The following is a 12,856-nucleotide window of genomic DNA, read 5'->3' as shown; positions in this document are numbered from 1 at the left end:
AGTCTTGATGGTGGTTATCCATTGAGCTTTTCATTCATGATAGTAATGTGTTAAGAAACCTGATTTCGGACAAAAAGGATGCTTGTGAAGACGCCAACTAACCCTCTTTTGCTGTGGCTTAAACATTTTCTTAAAAAACGCCAGCTAACAGTAGCAGATGGAAGAGCTCTCTATGCCTATCGATGCGAAGATGTCGAATTCGCGAAACTGGCTCAGATTCTTAGCAGTCATGTCCCTCGGAGCTATCCCAAAACGGTCTTTATTTCTTACAGCGATGCTTTGTTCTGTCTTTATGCAGCCGAATTTATTCGTCGGAATCACACTGCTGGCCATCCCAAATGGGATGCTATTTTACAGTCCATAAACTGGCAAATTCCATATCAGCATCGCCAGAAGCTTGTCAGTGAAGGTATACGCTACTGGAAAAGAGAAGTGAGGAGTCTGGGGCAAGCTTCAGGTTACTTACATACACTGGCCTGCGAAGGTGGATTGCCAGTGCGTATGATAGAAAACGAGAGTGGTTATTTAATAAACTACTTCAGGCGGATTTATCGGGCTTTAAGAGGGTCACAAGGTAATGTCTCAGCAGTTAAGATTGCGGAAGACTTGAGTGACACTATTCCTGGTACAATGCAAAACGAGCTTGTCTATGAAGTAGCGGGTGAATTTTGCTGGACGCTTTCTAAACTTCTTAACGAAAGTGGTCATCACGGGGGAGATCCTATTGACTCACTGCGCAAGAGATTACCAAACTGGCATCACCAGCTACCTCTCGTTCTCCTGGAAGAAAATGCTGCAGAAATAGTCAGACGTTTACTTTCACAAACATCAGAAACCCGCGCCGCTTCTGGCATCTTAATAGAAAGAATTTGGATCGATGTCGATGACAGTTGGTTCTGTGATGCACGCTTCCGTTTTCCTGGGATGCTACGTACTGAACAGCTTAAAGCCTTATTTGAGTGTGAAATACAACAGGATCAATCGCGACTGATTATTTCTGCACAATGGATAAATGGTGGAGCACGTCTGGCAATGCTAAGCCGTCATGAACATCAAGATTGGCGGATTGAGTTGTTGCCAGCTGCGACACAAAAAATCTCAGGCATGGAGGCGATGGGAGAAATATCATTAATGTTGTTTGAAGGACCGGCACTTATAGGCAGGGGAATTCCGAAAGGGGGATATGAGCTGACAGAAGATCTTCCATGGTTTTTTGAAGCAATGAACGAGAGTGAGTCACAACTAAAATTATTCGGCATGGGATCTGTAAGTTCGGTTCAAGAATCTCTATTTGTTTCGTTGCCTACAAATAGTCATCTGGATATTAGTGGGGATGGCGAGTTTGATATTCCACGGGTTTTGAAGAACAGTGCTCGTAGTTTAACGAAAGTCAGTGGGGTATTTAGTGTTATTTTACATGATGGCGCGATTTGTACAGTTCGTACTCTCCAACCATTTGATTCATCTACTGAATATTTCATTAAACCGTCAGAGGTCGATCTGGTTAAGTCTGACTATCCTGTTCATCGGGCCAAGCCTAAAATAGCCTGGAAAAAGGAACTTCAGCATGGAATTGTTCCTGAGCACGAGCTTTACTGGCGTTCAATACGTTCAGGGAACGCTACATGGTCCCCAGTCTCAGCTGCAATACCCAAAGGGCAAATTGAAGTACGGCATATGGTTAATAATGAAGTGTTATTCAGTGGCCGAATGGTTGTTCTACCAGCAGATTTTGATATTAAAATTGTTCCCGACTCAGCCCAAAAAGGAATTATTACTCTTTCCGGGATTGCTGAAACGCGGGTAGAACGTTACACAAATAATGAAAATTATTTATTAAAAACTGACTATCTGGCTCAAGAGTGTATCGTTCCTTTCGATAGTAATGTTTCCAAAAATATTACAATAGACCTGCGTGTTACCTGGCGTGATGGTTGTAATCTTAAGCTGTTATTACCCTCTCCTGTGGCAGGGGGTCGATTTGTTAATCATGAAGGTGAGACATTTTCTGAAGGTATTGCATCAGTAGAACATTTACATGGGGTGAATGCAGACTTGCTAACTATATCTTCAGTGGGAAAAGGTTTTCTAAATATAGAGTTAAAAGATGAGAACCCACTTTCTAAAAAATATCATTTTTTATCCATGGATATTCCATTATTAACTGGGCGCAATGAAAACTTACAACAAGTTTCGCTATATGAGAAATATTACCTATTAAAATCACTTCTGGCGTGCTCATGGGCGAATAATAGCTCATTACATCTTGATTTCTACGCTGAGAAATTAGGAAAAGTCGGTTCAACGCTAAACGTAAAACGATATGATGGTAAGTTTATTGAACGAGATGACCGTCTACATATTGATGTTCAGGATGCAATTAGCTTTCCACAAGATCGAGCTAGTGAAATAATTGTACAAGCATTTTCACTTACAGATCCTGCTTCATGCGTTATGACCTTACAGAAAGATGCATTAGGTTATGATTTTTCGTCAACGAGTGATAGCAGTGGGCCTTGGTTAATAATTGGCAAGCTAGATAACTGTATTCGGGTTGAACCATTATTAAGATGGAGCGATAAATTACCCGTACACGATGAATTGTTAATAAAATCACTTTGTGAGCCGGAGCAATCAAAGCGTAAAAATGAGATTAAATTACTTCTGTCCGATATAAAAAACAATCCATTGCAGCAGTCTGCTTACTCAGTAGTTGAATATTTAAAAAAATATAAAAGCTCAGGCGATTTACCTTTGCATGTGCACGATTTGTTTAACAAGTTCGCCAGGGATCCACTGGCTCTAATTCAGCTCTTAATCGCATCATGTTTGTCTGGTGATAGTGAGCTTATTTACGATATGCAAAATGAATTGCCATTCTCATGGGGTTGGATTCCATTTGAGCATTGGAGTAAGTCGTTTCATGATAGTTATGTTTCTCTTGCAGCTCAGATCGGTGATGAAACTCTGGCGTTAAATATATTACAGCCATTTGTTGTGTTTATTAGTAATAGAGCGGCCATTGACCGTCGATTCGCAGTGGTTGTCAATATGCTTAAACTAAAATTTAAATTATCACAATCATTGTGTTCTGGAGTTCCATCAGTGAACCGTGAGCAGTTTAATGAAGCGAAACAAATGCTGGTACGCAATCCAGATAGTTTTGGTCGTGTTGGGACCTTTACTAAGGACCAATGGTTGTCGGCCATATCACCTGACCTGATTCCTATATTTAAAAAATTTTGGAATGAAGATAGGTATCACTCGAAATTTGAAAAACTATTTAATTTGATGTTGGTCTCCTCGTTGTTATCTCATAAAGATAATAATGTAATGTACCAGCTTTCATCACTATTCGAAATTCACTATCAACAAGCCCCGCAACAATTGGGTATCATTTATCAGTATTATTTTGAGCAAGTAGGAGTTTGTCATTGATGAAAGTCCAGCAGCTTCATTATGCACCGCTTTTAGATCAGCTGCATCAGCGAGCAGTGCGTTCGGTGGTGAGTCAATTAGCATTGCGTAGCAAATCGCTGACCGAATATCTGGAATCTCAGTATTTCAGAACACCAGGACAACAAGGTTCTCTGCTTGCCGATCCCGTATTTGAAAGTACTTTTGGTTGGATGCCTGCCAGTGAAACAATGGATGCCCTTAGAGGCAAACTCATTTCTAACCATTTGGTTAATGCACTTGGTCATGCACCGGTGCCTTTTTCCCACCAGCTAACAGCCTGGCGTACTATTCTTGAAGATAAACAGTCCTTATTAGTGAGCAGTGGTACTGGGTCAGGAAAAACAGAATGTTTCATGGTCCCTGTACTGGAGGATCTGATTCGGCAGCAAGAAGTGCACAGGCAGCCACTGACGGGGACTCAGGCTATTTTTTTGTACCCGCTTAATGCCCTAATTAACAGCCAACAGGAACGGTTACGTGACTGGACAAAAGGGTTTAAAGGAAAAATTCGTTTTGCGCTTTATAACGGTGAAACAAAACACACGAAATATGAGGTTCAGGAAGAGCAGAAAAAAATTCCAGAACAAGCTTTGAGTAGAGAGGAAATATACGAGTCCCCACCTTCTATTATGGTAACTAATACCACCATGCTGGAATATATGCTTATTCGACGTAAAGATGCTCCTATCGTTGATAAATCACAGGGGATGTTGAAATATATCGTTCTTGATGAGGCGCATAGCTATATTGGTTCCCAGGCGGCAGAGCTGGCATTATTACTGCGCCGTGTCATGCAGGCCTTTAATGTCGGTCCAGGGACCGATAATCCTGTTCAGGTCATTGCAACATCGGCCACGATTGGTGAAGATTCAGTCGAGGGCAATCAAGAATTGGCAAAATTTGTTGCTGATTTGGCCGGTGTGACTGAGCGGAATGTAAAAGTAGTACGTGGTTATCGTCAGATCCCACCTATATCTGATACGCATATTCGAGCTGAATTTCCATTGTCATTAACTTCACTTAATAATCTTACCCCGACAGAACTTTATCAGCAGCTTTGTCAGTACCGAGTGACACAAGAACTACGGCGAGCCTTAACTCAGCAAAAGAACCCAGCAGTGCGTTTAAGTGAATTACTGGCGATTGCTCGGCATATTTGGCCTGAAATTTCCAACAGGGAATTATTGCAAATACTTGATCTGATGGCTAAAGCACGTGCAGATACATCAGATAATTCGCTGGCTTTTACCCCTTTACGTATGCACGGGTTTATTCGAACTCTGGCTGGGCTATGGGCTTGTTCAAATCGGCAATGTGCCCATAAATCTCATGAATTACAGAATAAAGATTGGTCATTTGGACAAGTTTGGTCTGAGCAACGCCTGTTTTGTGATTGTGGTGCACCTGTTTTCGAAGTACTCCGTTGTTCCGGCTGTGGCACAGCTTATTTATCGGCAAAGGAAGAATTAAAAAATGATGGCACTACATGGTTGTCTGCACAACCTACTGTTGCCGATGAAGACGAGTTTGCTCTTGAAGTAGACTTATATCGTGATGATGAAGATGAAGACAGCGAAGAGAGCGGTCACCAGTTTGATCGTCTTTTAGCTGATACCGGTGAGAAAACATTTGTCTCACTCGAAGAGAACAACCAAGGGAAAATAGTCAGTAATTCCGCAGTTGGTTATGAAGTAAATTTGCTGAGACCGGAAAACCGTGATGCAGGGAAATCGACGTTTTTTACTTGTATTTGCTGTGGTGATGCTGAGCGGAAAAATAATCCTTTATTTCGCCCACTGCGTTTGGGGGCACCTTTCTTTCTAAGTGACATTATTCCAACGTTACTTGAATTCTCCCCATTACCAAAAAACCTGGAAGAACAGCAAGGGCCTTTCAATGGTCGTCGGTTACTGACATTTACCGATTCCCGTCAGGGTACGGCACGAATTTCTGCACGCTTACAGCAAGATGCAGATAAATCAACCCTCAGAACCCTTTGCTATCAAGAGTTAGCGAACATAACAGAGGATTCTGCTGGTTTGAGCGACGAGCAGAAAGAATTGCTCAAACCTTATATTGCCCAATTCTCTGTAGTTCCAATATTTAAGAGTGCAGTCGAGGCTTTAAGTAAGGCGATAACCTCACATGAAGTGTTAAGCCCAAATGAAATTCTCGCTGTGAATACCATTGCGGCAGCCATCAGTTCACAAAGCGAAGCACATGCTCAGGCAATGGAAATGTTACTTTCTGGCTCGGGTTGTCAGAAGGTGAAATCTGTTTCCTGGCAAACATTGGTCGAGCAGCTATCCGGTAGCGTTGATCTGGCTGACCGAATGCGAGGTAGTTTCAAAGAAATATCTGGGCTTGATTTAACCAAACAACAGTTTGCTGATTTTTGTCTGTACAGTGAATTTGGACGCCGCCCTAAAAATGCATGGACGTTAGAAAATTTGGGTCTTGTTGCTATTCATTATCCTTTTATTGATAACGTGAATCGTTGTCCTCAGGATTGGAAAAGCCTTCTGCCAGATCCAGATAAGCAACTTGCTGAATGGCGTAATCTACTGAAAATTACCCTTGATTTCTTTATCCGTGAAAACAGTGCTGTTTTTTACGAGAATGAGCATTATCCCCGTTGGATGGGAACGCGTTTCCCGGTAAAAATGCTACAAGGTCCGGATAAAAAATATAAAGAACAGAAGCGTGATCAGCTTTGGCCACAAATTCGCGATCGTCATTACAACCGGGTCATTAAGTTACTGGTGGCTGTATTCCCAGCGATTCAGCCAGATCAAACTTACTGGAAAGATTTAGTTAATAATTTAATGAAAGAGGCTTGGGATGCCCTCAGGCCAAATCTACGTCAGTTTGAGTCTGGTTATCAATTTGATATTAAAGAACAAGCTTATTTCTTTAGCCCCAAACAGATCTGGCGTTGCCCTTATACCCGGCGCGCACTTGATGTAACCCTGCTCGGTTATTCACCTTATTTACCTGGAAGTGAAGGCATTGCTCCTGAGAAGGCCGCATTGGTTGAAATGCCTGAATTGCCAATGCGCCACTGGCGGCTGTCGGGTGGCGGTGAGTTGCCAAGAGATGAGCGGTTACAATGGCTGGAAGATGACCCGCAAATCAAGAGCGCTCGACGTGAAGGTGTGTGGTCTACCCGTAGCGACAGGCTGGCACTGAAGGATGGCTGGTATCGCCTGGAAGAGCATTCTGCACAGCGCACACCTCAACAAAACCAGTTTAACGAAAAACTGTTTAAGGCTGGGAAAGTAAACGTGTTGAACTGCTCTACGACGATGGAAATGGGCGTAGACATTGGCGGTATGAGCTTGGTTGCGATGAATAACGTCCCTCCTGCTCCAGCTAACTATCTGCAGCGTGCAGGCCGTGCAGGGCGTCGAGGTGAATCAGCTTCAGCAGCAATTACCTTATGCAAAAATACCGCCCATGGTATGGAAGTTTTCAAAGATCCGCTTTGGCCATTTAACAGTAGTTCCAAGGCTCCACAGGTACGCTTTGAGAGCGAAAGCATTGTCCAGCGCCACGTCAATGCGCTGGTACTTGGTCTGTTTTTAAGGGCGGAAGTGCCGGATGCGACCAAGCTGAGTTGTAAATGGTTTTTTGAGGGTGAAGATAGCCAGTGTCAACGTTTCTTGAATTGGATGAATGGCCAATCAGAAGTATTGGCCAACAAGTTGAAACGGCTGGTTCAGGGAACGGTATTAACGTCTCTGACTGCTTCCCAGTTGCTTTCGCGTACCAATGCAATGATGCAGAAAGCAGAGCTTCACTGGCGTAATCAACTCGCTATTTTGCTACAAAATATTGAATCGTTGAAAGCAGACAATACCGGCTGGGAAGAAACTCCTGCGGGTAAAGCCATTGCCTATCAATTACGTGATTATCGTAGTGCATATCTATTTTCAAAATTGATCAGTGAAGCTTTTCTTCCTGGACACGGTTTCCCTGTTGGGGTCGTTAATTTTAACTTCCTGACAGCTGATGAACTTGAAAAGCGTAAAGCGTTAAAAGCCAGTCAACTGGATCAGAAAGAGGGCATTGAGAACTTTTCACGTAGTCTCGAAAAACTGCCAAGTCGTGACTTGCCTACAGCATTGCGTGAATATGCACCGGGTGCCGATGTGGTTTTAGGGGGAAAAGTCTACCGGTCCGCAGGAATTATGCTCGGTAAAGTATTGGGGAGTGGCCAGGAGCTAAAAGGCGACCATCATATTCCGTGGTTCTGGCACTGCCGCCAATGTGGTGCGGGGTCTACCAGCGCAACATATCCTGCAGGTTGTAGCCATTGTGGTGCAGAAAAATCACTACTCACCGTGAGGCGCTATTTGCAACCGGTTGGTTTTGCAACAGATATCCGTTATCAGGCCCATAACGATGTGTCTATGCCCGCACAATTGCCTTATCAGGACCCTCGGGTTCTGGTGCCTTCAGCTGTATGGGTTTCTCTGCCAGATACATCACTGGGGCGTTACCGCTTCAGCAATAGTGGTGAGTTATTCCATTTCAGCGATGGTGAGTTCGGGAAAGGCTATGCCATTTGCTTGTCTTGTGGGCGCACCGAGTCACAAACAGAAGCTGAACGCACACCGGCAACACTCAAAAATCCTGCACTAGAAAATACGCATCTTCTGTTGCGTGGCGGCAGTAATGATCGGCAAGGCAGCAGCAAGCTGTGCCATGGTCATGTTCATAAAGATTTGTGGTTAGGTTACAGCAGCCGTACAGACATGGTTGAACTGCAGCTTAATGACGAAAACGGTTTGCTGATTACTGATGATGTTGCTGCACGTTCCCTGGCTGTCGCATCACGTGAAGGGTTGGCGCATAAATTAGGTATTGAAAATACCGAGCTGGGCGTCACTATTCAGCAATCCCGCGATAGTAACAATGCTTATGGATACTCGATTTTCATCTATGACAATAATGCAGGCGGGGCAGGTTATGCAGTTCAAATAATTGATATTTTTAGCGAAGTGTTTAACTACGCCAAAAAGTTACTTGATTGCTCATGCGATAAATTCTGTCATCACTGCTTACTCAGTTACGACAGTCAGCACTATGTCAGTAAGTTGGATCGCCATCGTGCCTTACCATTGCTCACCAGTACGCGTTTGCAGATGTTGAAACTTGCACCGGAATATCAATTCTTCGGGCCGGGCAGCCGGGTTGAAACTATCCCTCTAATGCTGCGTTTATCACAGCATCTTAGCTCAGGGCGTTACGGCACTCTCTCATTGGTAATATCCGGAGTGACAGAGGAGTGGGATTTTGCGCAGTGGCCATTATTGAAGGATGTACTGCGGTTTGCATCCTCGGGAGGCAAGGTTGAACTGCTAATCACCACCACATTAGCTGAGTTACCTGAGAAAATACGCCATCAGTTGTCGGCATTGTCAGCGATGCCGGGTAACACGTTATGCATCCATCCTGTCCCTGAGAGCCTGCTTGCTCAGGGACAGGGTCGCTGGTTGGCACAAATCGTTGGTGACGACCATTGCCTGCAATGGGCCGCAGGCAATGATGCAATAACTATTCCTGGTGATAGCTGGGGGCAAAGTGCCACGTCTCCTGTTGTGTCTTGCCTGGTATCTGCTGCTAAGGTACTTCCTGGAAATACACTCTCTGCGGAAGAACTGTTACCTGAATTGCCTGCAGGAGCGGTTCGAATCAATTTGTCCCACCAACTTGATGGCCCATTGGAAGGTTTCGGGTCACGTTTCTGGGCGCTTATAAGCAGTCAACACCCATTCTGGAAGCGTGTTTTCGCCGAAAAGCGTGAGATAGCTCAGGTGCAATACAGAGATCGTTACGTTAACAGTCCTTTCACGGCACGTTTGCTGGCTGAACTGCTGACTGAATTGGTCGAACAGGGGCTAGCAGAACGAGCGGCACTCTCGATATCAGTGAAAAAACTCGACTACAGTTCGCGCCAACATGACTCGTTATTTAACGCATGGCTCAACGAGGAAGACAGGGAACAGGTGGTGAGGACATTGCTGGAGGAAGGGTATCTTGGCCCTGCCTGGTCCGGGAATATTTCATGGTTTGTTGGTGATAACCGAACGACTGACCATGGCCGTGAGTTAACCGTATCATTCAAAGATGGCAGCACAGGTTATCTATTGCTGGATATGGGGCTTGGCTACTGGCGCTGCCAGGGGGATTCATTCTTTGACTTCGAAGAGCATCCTTCCCGGCAAGTCGAAATCGTTGCTTCCAGCCGAGCCAATCTCATTGCTCCGGATAGCGGTTTGCATAGCTATATTATTGTCGGGTAATTGAAGCCCCCCTGCCTGTTCAGGGCAGGGGGTTGACGAAGCGCACTATTCCCATGTGCCTGTTTAATAAATGTACTCAATTATTGCGAGACATCTCCCATTAAGCCATCACATTCATCAGTCATCGTGATACCCTTTAACTCCCTCTTTTTTATCGCAGTATGCCGTGCGGGCACCGATAAGCCGCCGATTAGCATTGCTGCCACAATAGACAGAAAAACCGATGAACGAACAAAATTATGCACCCGGGATGCGGGTCGTTATTCGTGACGCAGAGTGGCGTATTCGTCGTGCAGACAACAGTGGTGATGGCGGTCATTTGCTGATTTGTGACGGCATTTCGGAAATGGTACGCGGTAAAGAAGGGTTGTTTCTGACAGGGTTGGAAGAAAATATTGAAATCCTGGATCCTGCAAAAACTAAGCTGGTAGAGGACGACTCCGCCAACTATCAGGCATCACAACTGTATATCGAAAGCCAGCTGCGTCAGCGAGTGCCGACGGATAATCTGGTTCACTTCGGGCATAACGCAGCGATGGATTCGATGCCTTTCCAGCTTGATCCAACGCTAATGGCGTTGGCGCAGCCACGCCAACGTATATTGATTGCTGATGCGGTAGGCTTGGGTAAAACGCTCGAAGCAGGTATTCTGGTTTCTGAATTAATCCGTCGTGGCCGTGGTAAACGTATTCTGGTGCTGGCGGTTAAATCGATGCTGACCCAGTTTCAGAAAGAGTTCTGGAGTCGTTTTGCCATTCCTTTAACCCGTCTGGACTCTGCTGGCCTGCAAAAAGTACGTAACCGCATCCCAACGAATCACAACCCGTTTCACTATTTCGATAAAACAATTATTTCCATCGATACCCTGAAACAAGACATTGAATACCGCCACCATCTGGAAAATGCTTGGTGGGACATTATCGTTATTGATGAAGCCCATAATGTAGCCGAGCGTGGCACCAGTTCATTACGTAGCAAACTGGCGAAATTGTTGGCCGGGCGAAGCGATACGTTAATTATGCTCTCTGCGACCCCTCACGATGGTAAAGCTGAAAGTTTTGCCAGCCTGATGAACATGCTTGATCCCACTGCGATTGCCAATCCTAAAGAGTATGAGTACGCAGATTTCGCGGATAAAAATTTGGTTGTGCGTCGCTTCAAGAAAGACGTGAAAGACCAAATGGCTGGCGAATTCCCGGAGCGTGAAATCAAGGCCTTGAAACGTGATGCGACATCTGCAGAAGAAGAAGTTTATCGCCGTCTGCTTGAAAGTAAATTCCGCGATGACGACGATGAAGATACTTCTACCAACAAAGGTCATCTGTTTAAAATCACGCTGGAGAAAGCCTTGTTCTCAAGCCCTATGGCTTGTGCCAGTGTGGTTGCGAACCGTTTAAAGCGCCTGGAAAGTCGAAAAGAAGTTAATAGCCAGAGCCAAAATAATGAACTGCATTCTCTGCTGCTGGCTTTGAATAATGTTGATGCCAGTCAGTTCAGCAAATACCAGCTATTGCTGGAAACCATCCGCAACGATCTCAAATGGAAAGCGAATAATTCTAACGATCGTCTGGTGATCTTTACCGAGAGCATAAAAACGCTGGAATTCTTGCATCAGCAACTGCTTGCTGATCTCAAAATCAAACCAGAGCAAGTCGCTACATTACGTGGAGATCAGGGTGATACCGTGCTGATGGAAACTGTTGAAGCCTTCGGTAAGCAACAGTCACCATTGCGTTTGCTGATTTGCTCTGATGTGGCATCGGAAGGTATCAACTTGCACCACCTGAGCCACAAAATGGTTCACTTCGATATTCCCTGGTCGTTGATGGTATTCCAGCAACGTAACGGGCGTATCGACCGCTACGGCCAAAAGCACGTTCCACAAATTCGTTACCTGTTAACTGAGGCGAATGAGCCGCAAATCAATGGCGATATGCGCGTTCTGGAAGTGCTGATCAACAAAGATGAGCAAGCGCAGAAAAATATCGGTGACAGTTCAGAATTCACGGGTAAGTTTACCCAGGAAGAGGAAGAAGAGCAGGTCGCAGGCTACATGATGCAAGGTAGCGATAACGGTGCCAGCCTCTTTGATGAGCTATTGAACAGTAACGTCGGGGAAAGTGCTGAACACGATTTATTCAGCGAACTGAGTAATGTGGTTTCCGACGACATACAGTCGTTAACTGCCACGGATACCAGCCTCTTCGCTGATGAACAGACCTACTGCGAAAAAGCCCTGGGTTATCTGAAGGCCAGTGGTCAACGTATTCAATACGAAACCTTGCCTGATAACACTCTGTCGCTGGTGGCCCCGGAAGAGTTACGCCGACGCTTTAATCAGCTTCCTCCAGAAATCACCCCGGAAAATGGCCAGCTTTACCTAAGCCAGGACAAAAAGGTCATCACTGATTCCATTATCCGTTCCCGTGGGGAGCAACACGCCTGGCCAGATATTCATTATCTCTGGCAAATCAACCCAGTGGTGCAGTGGTTAGATGACAAAATGCAGTCTGCCTTTGGTCGCCATCAGGCACCCGTGATTCGCCTGCCGCATCTATTTTCGCCAGATGAAGACCATTTTATTCTCTCGGGTTTGTTCCCGAATCGTAAATCCCACCCGATGGTGAATTCATGGCTGGTGGTGAGTTTTAATCTTGACCAGCTAACCGGGAGTTTGCCGTTTGCTGAATTCCTGGCAAACAACCCGCAGCTTGGCAAAAAGCTGACCAATGCTGGTGGCGAGCAACGTAACCATCAGCGCCAGCAGCAGCTACTGGAAAAAGCGATTGATCATGCTCGCGATGTTTTTGCTCATGATCGTCAGGCGTTCGAAGACAAAATTAACCAACAGCTCACTGAACATCTGGAAAAGCTGGATGTACTCAGAAAACGCCAGATAGGCCAGTTGGAGTTGGATTTTGCTGAAAACAAACAGCAAGAATCCGTTAAACAGAGCCGAAAAGAGCAGCGTCAGCGTGAAATTGAACACAACTTTAACAGCTATATCGAATGGATCGAGGACACGATGACGACAGAAAAAGAACCCTACATTCAGGTCATTGCTGTTATCACTGGAGCGGAGGGTTAAT

At 45.1% G+C, this 12,856-nt stretch carries 3 protein-coding genes; all 3 read left to right on the top strand.

What is annotated here, in order from left to right:
* Positions 1-78: 78 nt before the first annotated feature.
* The 3 genes from OK409_RS11860 (at position 79) to OK409_RS11850 (ending at position 12,855) form a co-directional block, all read left to right on the top strand.
* Positions 79-3,438, top strand: a complete 3,360-nt coding sequence (locus tag OK409_RS11860; RefSeq protein WP_264367099.1) for an STY4851/ECs_5259 family protein — start codon at positions 79-81, stop codon at positions 3,436-3,438.
* Positions 3,438-9,767, top strand: a complete 6,330-nt coding sequence (locus tag OK409_RS11855) for a DEAD/DEAH box helicase (protein ID WP_264367137.1) — start codon at positions 3,438-3,440, stop codon at positions 9,765-9,767. The genes OK409_RS11860 and OK409_RS11855 overlap by 1 nt, the downstream gene beginning before the upstream one ends.
* 223 nt (positions 9,768-9,990) lie before the next feature.
* Positions 9,991-12,855, top strand: a complete 2,865-nt coding sequence (locus OK409_RS11850) for a DEAD/DEAH box helicase (protein WP_264367098.1) — start codon at positions 9,991-9,993, stop codon at positions 12,853-12,855.
* The last annotated feature ends 1 nt before the right edge of the window (position 12,856 follow it).

The sequence above is a fragment of the Pantoea sp. RG18 genome (assembly GCF_025910075.1).
In the GTDB taxonomy this organism is placed as follows: domain Bacteria; phylum Pseudomonadota; class Gammaproteobacteria; order Enterobacterales; family Enterobacteriaceae; genus Pantoea; species Pantoea agglomerans.
The sequence above is the reverse complement of the archived record's forward strand: the minus strand, read 5'-3'. Positions and strand labels throughout refer to the sequence as shown.